This is a genomic window from Nakamurella deserti (assembly GCF_003260015.1).
In the GTDB taxonomy this organism is placed as follows: Bacteria; Actinomycetota; Actinomycetes; order Mycobacteriales; family Nakamurellaceae; genus Nakamurella; species Nakamurella deserti.
Genome location: NZ_QCXS01000002.1, coordinates 136,080 through 151,399, shown reverse-complemented (window position 1 = coordinate 151,399; position 15,320 = coordinate 136,080). Strand labels below are relative to the sequence as shown.

Below are 15,320 nucleotides of genomic sequence, written 5' to 3'. Positions count from 1 at the left end.
GCCCTGGCGACGGCCACCGGCCGCGGACCCGGGGCGGCGGATGAAGACCTGCGCGGTGTGCGGCGTCGCCGACGACGACGCCGCGATGTTCTGCACCGGGTGCAGCACCTTCCTCGGCTGGGGGGACGGCACCGCCGCTCCGACAGCCATTCCAGGGGGCGCGGCGACAGACCCGCCCGCCGCGCTCGCACCGCCGGCCGCCCCGGCACCCACACCGGCGGTCCCCACGACACCGCCCTTGCCGCCTGCCGCGCCGACGCTCGTACCGGCACCGGCACCGGCACCGGCACCGGCATCCTCTCCGCCCGCTGTGCCGGGACACGGCCGGGAAGCGGCACCGTCCACGCCCGCTGCGCCGACGCCCGCCCAGGGTCCGGCACCGTCCACGCCCACCGCGCCGGGTCCCGCCCAGGCTCCCGCACCGTCCACGCCCGCTGCGCCGAGTCAGCAATCGGCATCTTCCTTGTCCGCTGCGCCGGGTCCCGCCGAGGCTCCCGCACCGTCCCCGCCCGCCGCGCCGACGCAAACCCAGGCACCCGCACCGTCCCCGCCCGCCACACCGGGCCTACCACCGGCGCTGCTCCCGCCCACCCCGCCCATCCCAGCCCGGGCACCGGCACCACCTCTTTCCGCTGCGCCGATGTCCCCCGCTCCCCCCGCGGCACCGCCCGCCCCGGCGATCGCCCCGGGAACGTCCACCCCGGCCGCACCAGCCACCTCCGCACCGCCACCGCCGGCCACCTCGCCCCCGCCCGCGGCGCCCCCGCCCTCCGGCGACATCGCCCGGCGACTCGCGGAGACCCGTCGGCTGGCTCTGGACCGCGGCCGGTCCGACCTCGTCGAGCGGCTCGACCGGGTGCGGGACGCGTGGGAGCGGCGCACCATCACCGTCGCGCTGGTCGGCGAGTTCAAGAAGGGCAAGAGCACGATGGTGAACGCGCTCCTGCAGAGTGCGGTCTGCCCCACCGACGCCGACGTGGTGACGGTGGTCCCCACGACCGTCCGGCACGGTGAGACCGCTTCCGCCGTGGCCCATCTCGAATCCGGCTCACCCGGACGGCCGGTCACCGCCCCGGTAGCGCTCGACGCGATCGCGGAGTTCGTCTCCGAGGTCGGGAACCCGGCGAACGCGCGGCGGCTGCGATCACTGGAGATCGCGTTGCCGCACCGGCTTCTCGCGTCCGGGCTGTGTCTCGTCGACACCCCGGGCGTCGGCGGCCTCGACTCCGCCTTCGGCATCGTCACGCTGGGCGTGCTCGACCAGGTGGACGGGGTCCTCTTCGTCACCGACGCCTCGGCCGAACTCAACCGACCGGAGGTGGACTTCCTGCGCGCGGCCCTGGAGCGGTGCCCGCGGGCCGCCTGCGTCGTGACCAAGACGGACCTGCACCCGCACTGGCGCGAGATCGTCGAGCGCGACCGGGCGCATCTCGCCGCCGCCGGGCTGGAGCTGCCGGTGTTCGGGGTGTCGTCCTTCCTGCGGCTGCGCTCGGCCCGCCGTCCGGAGCTGCTGGCCGAGTCCGGCTACCGGGACCTGATCGCCTTCCTGGCCCGGACCGTTGCCACCGGGGCGTCGGCGGCGGCCGCCACCGCCGCCGCCGCCGAGCTCGCCTTCGTCGGCACGCAACTCGCCGGCGAGGTGGCCGCCGAACAGGCCGTGCTCACCGAACCCTCCCGGGCGGCGGAGGTGGTGCGCCAGCTCAGCACCGTCCGCGACCGCACGGCCGGCCTGACCACCCCGGCGGCGTCCTGGCAGCAGGTCCTCACCGACGGTGTGCAGGACCTGGTCGCCAACGTGCAACACGACCTGCAGGAGCGGCTGCGCGGAGTGCTGCGCGAGGCCGAGGCGCTCATCGACGCCGCCGACCCCAAGCACTCCTGGGACGACATCGAGGAATGGCTCCGGCGGCAGGCGGTGACGGCCGCGGTCGCCAACTACGACCTGCTCAAGGAGCAGGCCACCGATCTCGCCCGCTACGTCGCCGAGTCGTTCGACCTGGAGGCCGGCCCGACGGTCACGGTGGCCGGGCTCGCGCCGCCGCCCGGTCTCGCGTCACTGGCGCTGGCGTCGGTCGAGTCGCTCTCCGCACCGGCGGGCCGGCTCGCCTCGGTGCTGACGGCCACCCGTACCGCGGTGTTCGTGCCGATGGCGTTGTTCGGGATCGCCGGCAGCCTGCTCGGCGCGGTCGTGATGGTCCCGCTCTCGCTGGCGCTGGCCGGCGGCATCGGCTCCAAGCTGCTGCGCGACGAACGGCGCCGGCAACTCGCGCAACGGCGCCAGCAGGGCCGGCTCGCGGCGCGCCGGTTCGTCGACGAAGTCGGCTTCATCATGGGCAAGGAGACCCAGGACGCGTTACGGCGTACCCAGCGGCAGCTGCGGGACGACTTCCAGGCCCGGGCGGCGGTGCTGCAGCGGTCCGCCGGGCAGGCCCTGGGCGCGGTCACCGGGGCCGGCCGGCTGAGCGAGGCGGAGCGCGACCGGCGGCGGGCCGCGCTCGCCGCCCAGCAGGACGTACTCGAGCAGGTGGGCGGCGCAGCCGTCGGGGGCCGGTCGTGACCGCGCCGCCGGATCTGGTGCCGGCGGTCGCCGCCCTGCTGGACGAGGCAGGCGCGGCGGCGACCACCTCGGCGGCGGCGGACACCCTGCGGGCCGCGGGCCGGCGGCTGACCGGACCGCTCCGGGTGGCGCTCGCCGGCAAGCTCAAGGCCGGGAAGTCGACGCTGCTGAACGCTCTGGTCGGCGAGGAGCTCGCGCCGACCGACGCGGGCGAGTGCACCTCCATCGTCACCTGGTACTCCGAGGGCCCGGTCCCGGAGGTCGTGCTGCACCCGCACGACGGTCCGCCGGTCCCGACGTCGTTCGCCCGGGCCGACGGCGCCCTGCAGGTCGACCTGGCCGGTCGGGCCGCCGCGGACCTGGACCGGATCGAGGTGCGCTGGCCGACCAGCCGGCTGCGCGACCTCACGCTCATCGACACCCCCGGCACCGAATCGTTGAGCGCCGAGCTGTCGGCCCGGACGCTGCGGCTGCTGGTGCCCGAGGACGGGCGGCCGTCGGAGGTCGACGCGGTGCTGTACCTGCTGCGGCACGCCCATGCCAGCGACGGGCGCTTCCTGGAGGCGTTCCACGACGTCGAGCCGGCGTCCGGCACGCCGCTGAACACGGTCGGCGTGTTGTCCCGGGCGGACGAGATCGGTTCCTGCCGGGTGGACGCGCTCGAGGTCGCGGCCCGGGTGGCCCAGCGCTACCAGGCGGACCCCCGGCTGCGCCGGTTGTGTCCGGTGGTGGTCCCGGTCGCCGGGCTGCTCGGCCACGCCGGGGTCACGCTGCGCGAGAACGACTTCCGCGGCCTGACCGTCCTCGCCGCCGCCGACGCCGCCGAGTTGGGCGAGCTGCTGCTGACCGCCGACCGGCTGGCCGGACGCGACAGCCCGCTGCCGCTGGATCTCGCAGCGCGGGCCAGGCTGCTGGATCGCTTCGGGTTGTTCGGGGTCCGGCTCGCGGTCGACCTGATCCGCGGGGGGTCTGTCGGGTCGGCCACCGCGTTGGCGGTCGAACTGGACCGCCGCAGCGGGCTGGACACTCTTCGTGTGGTGCTGGCCCGTCAGTTCACCGGCCGGAGCCGGATCCTGCAGGCGCGGTCGGCGCTGCTCGTGCTGGATGCGGTGCTGCGCGACGGCGGCTGCCGGGACGCCCCGCGCTGGCAGGCGCGCGCCGAGGAGATCCGGTCCGGTGCGCACGCCTTCGAGGAGATGCGGCTGCTCGACCAGCTGCGCACCGACGGATGCGCGCTGCCCGACGAGCAGACGGCCGAGCTGGAGCGGCTACTCGGCGGCGGCGGGGTCGACCCCGCCGCGCGGTTGGGGATGCCGGCGGGCGCCGACGCCGACGGTCTGCGCCGGGCGGCCGTCGACGCGCTCCTGCGCTGGCAGGGGGTGGCCGAGCATCCGTTGACCGGCCGGGTGGAGGTCGTCGCCGCCCGGGGTGCCGCCCGCAGCATCGAGGGCATCCTGGCGGAGCTGCCGCCGCCGGACTGACGGGGCCGCATGACAGGGTGTCCGGATGGACGCTCCGCTGCTGACCGGACTCGACAAGGGGCTGCCGCCGGGGACCGCCGGACGGTCCGTGCCGGAGTTCCTCGCGGCACGGCCCCGGTTGTCGATGTGCACCACTCCTGTCGCCGTCCTCGACGACACCGCCCTGGACGCCAACATCGCGCAGATGGCGGCGTGGTGCGCCGAGCGCGGGGTGGCGCTGGCGCCGCATGGCAAGACCTCCATGGCGCCGGCGCTGTGGCGACGGCAGCTGGACGCCGGGGCGTGGGGAATCACGGTGGCGACGCCGCAGCAGGCCGCGGTCGCGCTGGCGACGGGGGTGCCACGCATCCTCGTCGCGAACCCGGTGGTCGACCCGGTGGCGCTGCGCGCGCTGACCGAGCGGGACGGTGAGGCCGAGGTCCGGGTGTGGGCGGACTCGACGGCGACGCTGTCCGCGATGGACGCCGGTCTGTCGTCCACCGGCCGGCCGCTTCCGGTACTGGTGGAGCTCGGCGCCGCCGGCGCCAGGGCCGGCGCCCGGTCGATGCACGAGGCGCTGGCCGTCGCCGACGCGATCGTCGCGCACCCGCGGCTCGCGCTGGCCGGGGTGGCCGGCTGGGAGGGGGCGTTGGCCACCGACGTGAGCGAGGCGTCGGTCAGCCGGGTGCGGGACTTCCTCGGCGCGATGCTCGACCTGCACGAGACCTTCCTGAGCCGGGGTCAGTACGAGTGGCCCGAGGTGCTGCTCACCGCGGGCGGGTCGACCTTCTTCGACGACGTCGCCGACGTGCTCGGTCCGGCCGCCGCCCCCAGCGTCACCGTGCTGCTGCGTTCCGGCTGCTATCTCACCCACGACGACGGCCAGTACCGGGCGGCGTCCCCGCTGTCCCGGGCGGGCACGCCGTTCACCGCAGCGCTGCACGTGTGGGCGCGGGTGCTGTCCCGTCCGGAGCCGGGGCTGGCGCTGCTGGACGCCGGTCGCCGCGACGTCGGCTTCGACGCCGGCCTCCCGGAGCCCCAGGTGATCGCCGACACGTTGGGCGCCCCGGCGAGATCGCTGACCGACGCCCACGTCTCGGCGCTCAACGACCAGCACGCCTACCTGCGGTTACCCGACGACGCCGACGTCCGGGTCGGGCAGGTGGTGCGGCTCGGCATCTCCCACCCCTGCACCACGTTCGACAAGTGGCGGCTCATCCCGGTGGTCGGTCCCGGCGACGACCCCGAGCTGCTCGACCTCGTCGCCACCTACTTCTGACCGGTGGCCGCTCATCTTGGGCGGATAACTCTCACCGGTGAGAGTTATCCGCCCAGAGTCGCGAGAGTGGCCCGGATCTCGGCGATGACCCGCGACATGTCGCGCCGCAGCTGGAGCGGGGTGTACCGCAGCACCGTCCACCCGGCCCGGACCAGCAGGTTCTGCCGTTCTCGATCCCGGTGGAACACGGCCGGGTCGGAATGGGCGCTGACGCCGTCCACCTCGACCGCGAGTTGCAGCTCCTCGACGGCGAAGTCGAGCCAGCATCGGCGGCCGCCGATCCGCACGTGGACGCCCGCGCGGATCTGGGTCAACCCCGCCCGCCGCAACGCCCGGGCCAGATCGCGCTCCGGAGGGGACACGGTGCCGTCGGCCACCAAGGCCAGGGATCGACGCGCGGCGGTCGCACCGTGCGCCCCGGTGAACCGGTCCATCGCCACCGCGAGCTCGGGCACGGACACGTGTCGCTGCACCGCGCGGTCGACGATGTCCTGCCCGTCGGTCGTTCGAGCGTTCTCCAGCGCCGCCAGCGCCCGCGAGATCACCCGCACCCCGCGCACGGTCGTCACGTCGGCAGCACTCAGGGCGCGTCGGCGGACCACGATGCTCGGCCGGGTCCGCACCGCGGACGACCGGGGCACCGTCACCGTGACCGGGCCGGACGGCTCCGGCCGCAGGCCGTGCCACCACGCCGCCCAGATTCCCGACAGGGTCGCCGTCGGGCCGGCCCACAGCAGCGCGGCTTCGAGCATCACGGTGTCCGACACGGCGACCGCCGCGTGCCGGTACACCCCTGGATGAACGGCCCGCCATACCTTGTCGGCCAACCGCCGCGCCACCGTGGCCGAGCTGACGCCCGCCCGCAGGGCCTCCGCGCGGCTGAACACCCCGCCGCGCAGCGTGACCAGAGCCGCTTCGTCCACCGCGGCAGCATGCTCGATCAGACCGGCGGCGCCGGAGGGTTGTCCCCACGCCGAGACTTCGGGCGGATAACTCTCACGGGTGAGAGTTATCCGCCCGAGGATGCGCAGGGTCAGGCGCGGGTGACGGTGACGCTCACCTTCACGCCGTCGCCGACGACGCCGGAGGTCTCGCCGGACCCGCCGGGCTCCCCGCGGGTCACCGACACGGCGAGGGTCTCGCCGGCCAGGTACTCCGAGCGCGCGTCCACGGCGGCCCAGACGGCGTCGTCGGAGAACACGGTGAGCACGATCCGGTCGCTGACGTCGAGCCCGGCGTCCTTGCGCGCCTGCTGCACCACGCGCACCACGTCGCGCACCAGACCCTCGTCGCGCAGGTCGTCGTCCAGTGCGGTGTCGAGCACGACGAACCCGCCGGACGGCAGGATGCCGATCGCTTCCGAGGAGGTGGCGTCCTCACCACCGGCCGCGACCAGCTCCAGGGTGTACTCCCCCGCCGCCAGGTCGACGCCGCCGCAGGTGACCGTCCCGTCATCCGACACCGACCACTCGCCGGCCTTGGCCGCCTTGATCACCTGCTGGACCTGCTTGCCCAGCCGCGGGCCGGCGGCCCGGGCGTTCACCGTCAGCTGCTGACGCACCTGGTGGGCGCCGCCGTCGGCGAGGTCGGCGAGAACCACGTCGCGGACGTTGATCTCGTCCTTCACCAGACCGAGATACGGCTCGAGGCGAGCCACCTCGGGCGCCACCACGGTGACCGAGGCCAGCGGCTGCCGCACCCGCAGCGACTCGGCCTTGCGCACCGACAGGGCCACCGACGCGACCTCGCGCACCTCGTCCATCGCCGCCACCAGTTCGGTGTCGGCGGGTACCAGGCCGGACTCCGGCCAGTCGGCAAGGTGCACCGACCGCTCACCGGTCAGCCCCCGCCACACCACCTCGGTCGTCAGCGGCAGCAGCGGCGCCACCAGCCGCGAGACGACCTCGAGCACGGTGTGCAGGGTGTCGATGGCATCCGCGTCGCCGTCCCAGAACCGCTGGCGGGACCGCCGGACGTACCAGTTCGTGAGCACCTCGAGGAACGAGCGGACCTCCCCGCACGCCCCGGCGATGTCCAGCCCGTCGAGGTCGGCGGTCAGCTCGTCGCGGAGCTGGGCCGTCTTGGCCAGGATGTAGCGGTCCAGCACGTCGGTCGAGTCGGTGCGCCACTCCCCGACCGTGCCCGACGCCCCCGCGTAGAGCGACAGGAAGTACCAGGCGTTCCACAGCGGCAGCACCGCCTGCCGCACGCTCTCCCGGATGCCGGCCTCGGTGACGACGAGGTCGCCGCCGCGCAGGATCGGCGAGCTCATCAGGAACCAGCGCATCGCGTCGGAGCCGTCCCGGTCGAACACCTCGTTGACGTCCGGGTAGTTCTTCCTCGACTTGCTCATCTTCAGGCCGTCGTCGCCGAGCACGATGCCGTGCGCCACGACCGACTTGAACGCCGGCCGGTCGAACAGCGCGGTGGCCAGCACGTGCAGGGTGTAGAACCAGCCGCGGGTCTGCCCGTTGTACTCGACGATGAAGTCGCCCGGGTAGTGCTCCTCGAACCACTCACGGTTCTCGAAGGGGTAGTGCACCTGGGCGTAGGGCATCGAACCCGACTCGAACCAGCAGTCCAGCACCTCCGGCACCCGGCGCATGGTCGAGCGCCCGGTCGGGTCGTCCGGGTTGGGGCGGGTCAGCTCGTCGATGAACGGGCGGTGCAGGTCGTCCGGACGCACGCCGAAATCGGCGGCCATCTCGTCCAGCGAGCCGTACACGTCCACCCGTGGATACAGCGGGTCGTCGGAGGTCCACACCGGGATCGGCGACCCCCAGAAGCGGTTGCGGGAGATCGACCAGTCGCGGGCGTTGGCCAGCCACTTGCCGAACTGGCCGTCCTTGATGTGCCCCGGCACCCACTCGACCTGCTGGTTGAGCTCGACCATCCGCTCCTTGATCGTCGTCACCGCGACGAACCACGACGACACCGCCCGCTGGATCAGCGGGGTGTCGCAGCGCCAGCAGTGCGGATACGAGTGGTCGTAGGTCTCCCGTCTGATCAGCAGCCCGGATTCCTTCAGATAGCCGATGATCGGGACGTTGGCCTCGAAGACGTGCATGCCCTCGTACGGCGCGACCAGAGCGGTGAACTTGCCCTGACCGTCGACCGGGTTGACCACCTCGATGCCCGCGGCGTCGGTGACCGCCTTGTCGTCCTCACCGAAGGCGGGCGCGATGTGCACCAGGCCGGTGCCGTCCTCGACGGTGACGTAGTCGGCGGCGAGCACCTGGTGGGCGTTCGGCCGGCCGACGAAGAAGTCGAACGGCGGCGTGTAGGTGGCGCCGAGCAGCTCCGCACCCTTGAGCCGGTGCAGCACCTCGGCGTCGGGCAGCTCGCGGGCGTAGGCACCCACGCGGGCCTCGGCCAGCACGAACGTCTCCCCCGGGTGTGCGGACGACGCCACGACCGCGTAGTCCAGGTCGGGCCCGACCGCCAGCGCCAGGTTCGACGGCAGCGTCCACGGGGTGGTCGTCCAGGCCAGCGCCTTCGCGCCGTCGAACACCGCACCGGGGGCGGACAGCGGGAACGCGACCGTGACGGCCGGGTCCTGTCGGGACCGGTAGACGTCGTCCATCCGGGTCTCGCTGTTGGACAGCGGCGTCTCGCAGCGCGTGCAGTACCAGAGGACCTTGTAGCCCTCGTAGACCAGACCCTTGTCCCAGAGCGTCTTGAACGCCCACATCACGGACTCCATGTAGTCCAGATCGAGGGTCTTGTAGTCGTTGTCGAAGTCCACCCAGCGCGCCTGCCGGGTGACGTAGGCCTCCCAGTCGGAGGTGTACTGCAGCACCGAGGTGCGGCAGGCGTCGTTGAAGACGCCGATACCCATCGCCTCGATCTCGGACTTGTGCTTGATGCCCAGCTGGTGCTCGGCCTCGACCTCGGCCGGCAGCCCATGGCAGTCCCAGCCGAACCGACGGTCGACCCGCCGCCCCCGCATGGTCTGGTAGCGCGGTACCAGGTCCTTGACGTAGCCGGTCAGCAGGTGCCCGTAGTGCGGCAGACCGTTGGCGAAGGGTGGGCCGTCGTAGAAGACGAAATCGTTGCTGCCGTTGTCGCCGCTGGACCGCTGGTCGATCGACGCCTGGAAGGTGCCGTTCTCCGCCCAGTAGGCGAGGACCTCGGTCTCCAGCTGCGGGAAGTCGGGATGGGCGGTGACGCTCTGGGCGCCCGCACGGGGATACTGGCCGGTCATCTTCACTCCTCGGGTCACTGCACACGTCTCACGGCGCCGCGTCCGGATGCTCCGGCCGCTGCACACGTCTCACCGTGCAGGGACGAGAAGGCGGCCCTGAGGCCGGTTCCCGCGGTACCACCCCGCTTGCCGCCGCCCCGGGGGACGTGCGACCGCTCGTCGTGCGGCGATGTCGGGCCGCGCCCGTCCGGTTCTAGTGAGTCCGTGAGGACCGTTCTTCCGGATGGCTCACCGGTGATGGCCGGGTCAGTGCCTGCGTGCTGTGTCACTGCGTGTCACTGCTCGTCGGTACCGCTGGTGCGTTGGTACCGCTGGTGCTGTCGGTGCAACTGCGGTGCGCCCCGGACGATTCCCGGAACACACAGGCGCCCATCCTAACCGTTGACACGGTCGGGACGGGCGCCGTCGTGCGGTGCCGTGCGCTCCGCGCTCAGGACCTCGCGCCAAGGGGCCCAAGGGCTCAGGGCTCACGGCTCAGGGCTCAGGGCTCAGGGCTCAGGGCTCAGGGCTCAGGGCTCAGGGCTCAGGGCTCAGGGCTCAGGAGACGGTGGAGCTCTCGCTCGGGTTGCCGTCCAGCTGGTTGAGCTGGTCGGTGATCCAGCTCTTCAGACGCGAGCGGTACTCGCGCTCGTAGGTGCGCAGCCCCTCGATCTTCTGCTCGAGCTCGGTCTTCTCGCTCTCCAGCTGTCCGAGGACCGATTCCTTCTTGGTGCGGGCCTCGGCCTCGGCCGCCTCGGCGTTGGTGTGGGCCTCGGCGAGCAGGTCGTCGGAGAAGGTCTGGGCCTCGGTGCGGATTCGCTCGGACTCCGCGGTGGCGTCGGCGCGCAGCTTGTCGGAGTCGGCCTTGGCGGCGGCCCGGGTGCTCTCGGCCTCCTCACGCGCCTCGGAGGTGAGCCGGTCGGCGGTCTCCTGCGCCAGACCCAGCAGCCGCGCGGCGGCGGTGTGGGCGTCCCCGGTGGACACGGGGGTCGGCGCAGCGGCGGGCGCGGATTCCGGAGTGAGGGCGGCGGCGGGTTCGGCGGCGGGCAACGGCGTGGCCGCGATGCCCTCCTCGTCGGTGCGGCTGTCGACCGTGATGCCGGCGTCGGCCAGCTGCGCGGTCAGCGCGTTGTTCTCCTCGATGAGGCGGGCCAGCTCGTCCTCGACCAGGTCCAGGAAGGCGTCGACCTCGTCCTCGTCGTAACCGCGCTTGCCGATCGAGGGCTTCTTGAAGGCGACGTTGTGCACTTCTGCTGGCGTCAGCCGCATGGATTCATCCTCCGGGAAATGTGCGGGCCGCCCGGGGTGGGGCGACGACGCGGACGTGTGGGATTGCGGATCGAGTCCGGGGAAACCCTACTCCGCCGGACCTGCGGACCCGCTGGGCGGAACCGCTGCCCGACGCCCGCGCCGACCGATCGGCGCAGGTGCCGGCAGGTGGAGACAGGTCAGGACGGTGCGGCCGGCTCAGAGAGCGCTGATCGCCAGGGAGGCGACCAACGGCAGCAGCAGCCAGCTCAGCACCAGGAACAGGATGATGAGGCTGAGGTCGAGGGCGAAACCACCGATGCGGACCATCGGGATCAAGCGGCGGAGGGCCTTCACCGGCGGGTCGGTCACCGTGTACACGGACTCGACCGCGATGGCCGAGCGGCCGGAGGGCATCCAGGACCGGGCGAACATCCGGACGAACTCGAGCAGCAGACGGCCGATCAGCAGCATGTAGAAGGCCCAGAGCACCAGGTAGACGATCTGCCAGAAGATGTTCACAGTCTCGTTTCTACCGGAAAAGCCGGCGGCGATCTCTCGCCACCGGCTCTTCCGTACTCAAGGGGTCGACAACGACTCGTTCAGGCGACGGCTCAGCGGCCGTAGGCTCCGGCGAACTCCCGGCGCTGCTCCGCCGAGATGTCCGACGCGTCGATGTCCGACGGCAGCAACATGAACACCTTGGTGGTGACCTTGTCGATCGAGCCGCGCATGGCGAAGGCCAGCCCGGCGGCGAAGTCGACCAGACGGCGAGCGTCCGCGTCGGCCATCTCGGTCATGTCCATGATCACGGACTGCCCGTCGCGGTACTTCTCACCGATCACGCGCGCCTCGCCGAAACCGGTCAGCTTGATGGTGACCGGACGGCCGGCGGACTTGGTCTCCGGCTCGCGGCGGGGGGCGACGATGGGCTGCATGGCGAGCGCTCCGTGGGTGGTCGTCTCGGCGTAACCGGCGTCGCCGCGGCCGTTGTCGGGGCGGCTCTCCGCCCGGACGTCGTAACGGTCGCCGGCCCGGTCGTGGCCGGTGGCGCCGTAGCCGCCGAACTGCTCGGCCTTGACCGGGGAGGAACCGGCGTACTCGGTGCCGTAGTCACGGCCGTACTCGCCGGCGTACTCGGCGCCCTCGAAGTCGTCGAAGTCGTCGTACTGATCGGACCGGTCGGAGCGGTAGTCGGCGGGGTACGAGGGGTCGTACTCGCCGTCACGCCCGGCGTGCCCGTCTTCGGGCACCAGTCCGAGGAAGGCACCTACTTTGCGCCCAAAACCCATGGAACATTCCTTCCTCGGTTGGCCGTCACCGGCCGGAATCATCGCCCTCGATCGCGGGGAACTGAGAATGAACGGTATCGGTCCGACGGGACCGTCCCGACCACCGACACGCGATGCGGCACCGGCGACTTCGGTGATCCGGGCCTGGCCCATCGCCCGGCGGCCACTCAGGATCGCAGCCAGACCAGACCGGCCTGCCGGCCGGTCGGCGCGCCACGGCGGTGGCTGAACAGCGTCGGCGTCTCGACGGTGCACCGACCGTCCACGGCCACCGTCGCCCCGAGGCCGGCGAGCTGGCGATGCAGACCGGCCGCCAGGTCGAGACCGGTGGTCCCCCAACGGGTGTCACACGCGCTTCCCGGCAGCAGGTCGGCGACCGCGGCCTGCATGTCCGGTGGCACCTCGTAGCAGCGGCCGCACACGGACGGGCCGATCAGCACCTCGAGATCGGCCGCGGACGCGCCGACGGACGCCATCGTCTCCACCAGCCGGACGGCAATGCCGGCGGCTGCGCCGTTGCGACCCGCATGGGCCACTCCGACCACCCCCGCCACGGGGTCCGCGGCCACCACCGGCACACAGTCGGCGACCAGCACCGCGAGCCCGAGGCCGACAGCCGTGGTGACCAACCCGTCGGTGGCGGGCACCGGACCGGATGCCGCCGTCGCGTCGACGACCGCCACGGTCGCGGAGTGGACCTGGTCCATCCAAACGATCCGGTCCAGACCGTGGGCGGAAGCCAGCGCCGCGCGGTTGGCCGCGACCGCCGCCGGGTCGTCGCCGACGTGGGTGCCCAGGTTGAACGCCGCGAAGGGCGGCGCCGAAGCGCCGCCCTCCCGGTCGGTGAACACCCGGCCCACCCGAGGGTCCATGACTACCGCTTCATGAACGGCGGCACGTCCACGTCGTCGTCGTCCTGGACCGGACGCCCGGCGGGGCGGGTGCCGTTGAACGACGAGGTGGAGCCGTACCCGGCCGGCGTGGCGGCCGCGGTGGCCGGCACGTACGGACGGGCGGCCGGCACCGGCTGACCCTCGGTGAAGTAGGTCGGCGCGACAGGGGCGGACCGCGGCGGCTCGGGCTGCCGCGGCGGCGGGGTCGGCGCGACCGGTGCCGCCGGGGCGGCGGCCGCACCCGGCCGGACGTAGCCCGGACGGCTCGGCGCGGAGTCGAAGCCGGCGGCGATGACGGTCACCCGCACCTCGTCACCGAGCGAGTCGTCGATGACCGTCCCGAAGATGATGTTGGCCTCGTCGTGCGCGGCCTCCTGGACCAGCGAGGCGGCCTCGTTGATCTCGAAGAGCCCGAGGTCGCTGCCGCCGGCGATGGAGAGCAGCACACCGTAGGCCCCGTCCATCGAGGCCTCCAGCAGCGGCGAGGAGATCGCCTTCTGCGCGGCTTGGACGGCCCGGCCCTCGCCGCGGGCGCTGCCGATACCCATCAGGGCGGTGCCGGCGCCGGACATGACGGACTTGACGTCGGCGAAGTCGACGTTGATCAGACCGGGGGTGGTGATCAGGTCGGTGATGCCCTGGACGCCGTTGAGCAGCACCTCGTCGGCGGACCGGAAGGCGTCCATCAGCGAGACGCCGAGATCGCCCAGCTGCAGCAGCCGGTCGTTGGGGATGACGATCAGGGTGTCGCACTCGGCGCGCAGCTCCTTGATGCCTTCCTCGGCCTGGGCACCGCGGCGCTTGCCCTCGAAGGCGAACGGCCGGGTGACGACGCCGATGGTCAGCGCGCCGAGCTTCTTGGCGATGCTGGCGACGACGGGGGCGCCACCGGTGCCGGTGCCACCGCCTTCCCCGGCGGTGACGAAGACCATGTCGGCACCCTTGAGCACCTCCTCGATCTCCTCGCGGTGATCCTCGGCGGCGTTGCGGCCCACGTCGGGGTTGGCGCCGGCGCCGAGGCCGCGGGTGAGCTCACGGCCGACGTCGAGCTTCACGTCGGCGTCGCTCATCAGCAGCGCCTGCGCGTCGGTGTTGATGGCGATGAACTCGACGCCGCGCAGGCCGACCTCGATCATCCGGTTGACGGCGTTGACGCCGCCGCCGCCGATACCGACGACCTTGATGACGGCGAGGTAGTTGTGCGGAGGGGTCATGAGGAGTTCCTTCGTTCTCGGTGGTGCTGTTCTCAGTCGAGGGGCGTCGTGGGTCCGGCGCGGTCGACGGTGGGCTTCCGCGACACGCTCTCGGCGTGTCCCCTAACCCTCAACCTCGACCAGACCCTTATAGTTATGTCAAGCTGGTGATGGAACCGAAGGTAGTTCCGGACGGCCTCGACGCCGTCGAGGCGCGCCGTCGACACGCGGGAATTTCCGGGTGATCCGTGCCGGGGTGCGGTGCGGTCAGTCCAGGTGACGCAGGAACATCCGTGGGTCCCGCAGGAACGACCGCCAGTGCTGCACCAGGGCCAGATCGGCCCAGGCCGACTCGCGGATCCCCCACGGGCCGAGTTCCAGGATCCGCGCACCGGGGATCGCGGCGACCAGCGGCGAGTGGGTGGCGACGATCATCTGGGCACCGCCGGTGCGCGAGAGCTCGTGCAACTGGGCGACGAGCAGCAGGCACCCCTGGAACGACAGCGCCGACTCGGGCTCGTCGAGCAGGTAGAGCCCGGGGCCGCGGAAGCGTTCGGTGCCCAGCAGCGCGAGGAACGACTCACCGTGGCTCATCTCGTGGAAGACCGGCTCGGGCCGCGGCCCGGCATGGTCCTCGAGGTAGGAGTAGAAACCGTGCATCGTCTCGGCGCGGAGGAAGAAGCCCCAGCGGGCCCCACCCGGCTCCCGGGTCAGCGTCAGGTACTTCCACAACTCCGACTCCGAAGCACGGGTGGCGTGCCGGGCTCCGGTCGAACCTCCTTCGCCGGCCATCCCGAACGCCATCGCGATCGCTTCCACGACCGTGGACTTGCCCGAGCCATTCTCTCCGACGAGGACGGTCACCGGCCCCAGCTCCAGCGGCTGCGCGGCCAGCGCGTCCACGGCCGGCATCGACCAGGGCCAGCCGGCGGCGGGGCCGCCGGTGGGTGGGGCGTCCTCGACGCGGATCCGCCGCAGCGGTCTCGCCCGGTACCTCGTCCTGCCCGCCATCGCTCCCCCGCCCGCGTCATCCGCCCGGTGCCCACCCACCCTTGCGCACGGCACCGACACCGCGGCCCCGCCCCGCCCCGCCCCCAGGACGAACCGGGAGGCGGGAACGACCCGGGTGCGGGTCCGCTCAGAAAGCGCCAGCGAGCCGCTGCACGGTGCCGCCGGGCGCGTCCACAGTCACGTCGACCCCGCCGGCGGCGTCGA

General features: G+C 72.7%; 11 protein-coding genes. 3 read left to right on the top strand and 8 right to left on the bottom strand.

The window, feature by feature from the left end; translation table 11 throughout:
* The first annotated feature begins 640 nt into the window (after nt 1-640).
* The 3 genes from DB033_RS21015 to DB033_RS00990 are packed head-to-tail and all read left to right on the top strand — an operon-like array spanning nt 641 to nt 5,296.
* Nucleotides 641-2,557 carry a dynamin family protein gene (locus DB033_RS21015; RefSeq protein ID WP_205843589.1) on the top strand — a complete coding sequence of 639 codons (1,917 nt, stop codon included), beginning with the start codon at nt 641-643 and terminating at the stop codon, nt 2,555-2,557.
* Nucleotides 2,554-4,038 (top strand): dynamin family protein, encoded by a 1,485-nt coding sequence (locus DB033_RS00995; protein WP_111765061.1) that lies wholly within the window; start codon nt 2,554-2,556, stop codon nt 4,036-4,038. The genes DB033_RS21015 and DB033_RS00995 overlap by 4 nt, the downstream gene beginning before the upstream one ends.
* Nucleotides 4,039-4,063: 25 nt before the next feature.
* Nucleotides 4,064-5,296: an alanine racemase gene (locus DB033_RS00990; RefSeq protein ID WP_111765060.1), complete on the top strand. Its 1,233-nt coding sequence runs from the start codon at nt 4,064-4,066 to the stop codon at nt 5,294-5,296.
* Between the two features lie 44 nt (nt 5,297-5,340).
* Here DB033_RS00990 and DB033_RS00985 read toward each other — a convergent pair whose 3' ends face one another.
* The 8 genes from DB033_RS00985 to DB033_RS00950 all read right to left on the bottom strand — a co-directional run bounded on the left by DB033_RS00985 (nt 5,341) and on the right by DB033_RS00950 (nt 15,116).
* Nucleotides 5,341-6,219 carry a DUF559 domain-containing protein gene (locus tag DB033_RS00985; protein ID WP_111765059.1) on the bottom strand — a complete coding sequence of 293 codons (879 nt, stop codon included), beginning with the start codon at nt 6,217-6,219 and terminating at the stop codon, nt 5,341-5,343.
* A 110-nt stretch (nt 6,220-6,329) separates the two neighbouring features.
* Nucleotides 6,330-9,500, bottom strand: a complete 3,171-nt coding sequence (gene ileS / locus DB033_RS00980; RefSeq protein WP_111765058.1) for an isoleucine--tRNA ligase — start codon at nt 9,498-9,500, stop codon at nt 6,330-6,332.
* Nucleotides 9,501-10,037: 537 nt separating this feature from the next.
* Nucleotides 10,038-10,748, bottom strand: coding sequence for a DivIVA domain-containing protein (locus tag DB033_RS00975; protein WP_111765057.1), 711 nt, complete (start codon nt 10,746-10,748; stop codon nt 10,038-10,040).
* Between the two features lie 198 nt (nt 10,749-10,946).
* Complete coding sequence (locus DB033_RS00970; RefSeq protein WP_111765056.1) at nt 10,947-11,249, bottom strand: YggT family protein; 303 nt, start codon at nt 11,247-11,249, stop codon at nt 10,947-10,949.
* 92 nt (nt 11,250-11,341) lie between these two features.
* The gene (locus tag DB033_RS21560; RefSeq protein ID WP_276309178.1) at nt 11,342-12,019 is read right to left on the bottom strand and encodes a cell division protein SepF; all 678 of its coding nucleotides are present in this window, start codon (nt 12,017-12,019) and stop codon (nt 11,342-11,344) included.
* A 167-nt stretch (nt 12,020-12,186) separates the two neighbouring features.
* On the bottom strand, nt 12,187-12,891 hold the full coding sequence (gene pgeF / locus DB033_RS00960; protein WP_111765054.1) for a peptidoglycan editing factor PgeF: 705 nt from the start codon (nt 12,889-12,891) through the stop codon (nt 12,187-12,189).
* Nucleotides 12,892-12,893: 2 nt separating this feature from the next.
* Nucleotides 12,894-14,126, bottom strand: a complete 1,233-nt coding sequence (gene ftsZ, locus DB033_RS00955; protein WP_111765053.1) for a cell division protein FtsZ — start codon at nt 14,124-14,126, stop codon at nt 12,894-12,896.
* A 246-nt stretch (nt 14,127-14,372) separates the two neighbouring features.
* Entirely contained in the window at nt 14,373-15,116 is a 744-nt protein-coding gene (locus DB033_RS00950) for an AAA family ATPase (protein ID WP_111765052.1), read from the bottom strand.
* Nucleotides 15,117-15,320: the final 204 nt, after the last annotated feature.

Excerpts from the sequence above, each read along its gene's own strand:
- DB033_RS00950 (WP_111765052.1), bottom strand. The coding sequence starts at position 15,116 with ATGGCGGGCAGGACGAGGTACCGGGCGAGACCGCTGCGGCGGATCCGC.
- ftsZ (WP_111765053.1), bottom strand. The coding sequence starts at position 14,126 with ATGACCCCTCCGCACAACTACCTCGCCGTCATCAAGGTCGTCGGTATC.
- DB033_RS00975 (WP_111765057.1), bottom strand. The coding sequence starts at position 10,748 with ATGCGGCTGACGCCAGCAGAAGTGCACAACGTCGCCTTCAAGAAGCCC.
- pgeF (WP_111765054.1), bottom strand. The coding sequence starts at position 12,891 with ATGGACCCTCGGGTGGGCCGGGTGTTCACCGACCGGGAGGGCGGCGCT.
- DB033_RS21560 (WP_276309178.1), bottom strand. The coding sequence starts at position 12,019 with ATGGGTTTTGGGCGCAAAGTAGGTGCCTTCCTCGGACTGGTGCCCGAA.
- DB033_RS21015 (WP_205843589.1), top strand. The coding sequence starts at position 641 with ATGTCCCCCGCTCCCCCCGCGGCACCGCCCGCCCCGGCGATCGCCCCG.
- ileS (WP_111765058.1), bottom strand. The coding sequence starts at position 9,500 with ATGACCGGCCAGTATCCCCGTGCGGGCGCCCAGAGCGTCACCGCCCAT.
- DB033_RS00990 (WP_111765060.1), top strand. The coding sequence starts at position 4,064 with ATGGACGCTCCGCTGCTGACCGGACTCGACAAGGGGCTGCCGCCGGGG.